At 27.9% G+C, this 240-nt stretch carries 1 protein-coding gene; it reads left to right on the top strand.

Annotation, left to right across the window (positions count from 1 at the left end):
• Positions 1-227: DUF5366 family protein (locus tag R2R70_RS22775; protein ID WP_410979313.1), on the top strand; the 227-nt coding region annotated here is incomplete at its 5' end.
• Between the last annotated feature and the right edge of the window lie 13 nt (positions 228-240).

Here is a 240-nt window from a genome sequence, read left to right as displayed (position 1 = left end):
CTTTTGGTATTCAATCCTTTACTGTATTGATCACGATTTTTCTTTTAACGGTGTTTATTTATTTTATCTATAACATGTATAAAATGAGCCAGTTTTTAACGATGTCCGGAACAGTGGGTCTATTAGTTTATGAAATTCTATTCTGGTCGATTTTAATGACACTTATTATGTATGTCGTTTTAAAACTTTTTAATGGAATATTGGCAAGTTTGCCTTTTGCAAATTAATAATAATGAAACA

This window comes from Cobetia sp. SIMBA_158 (assembly GCF_046566945.1).
In the GTDB taxonomy this organism is placed as follows: domain Bacteria; phylum Pseudomonadota; class Gammaproteobacteria; order Pseudomonadales; family Halomonadaceae; genus Cobetia; species Cobetia amphilecti.
The sequence above is the reverse complement of the archived record's forward strand: the minus strand, read 5'-3'. Positions and strand labels throughout refer to the sequence as shown.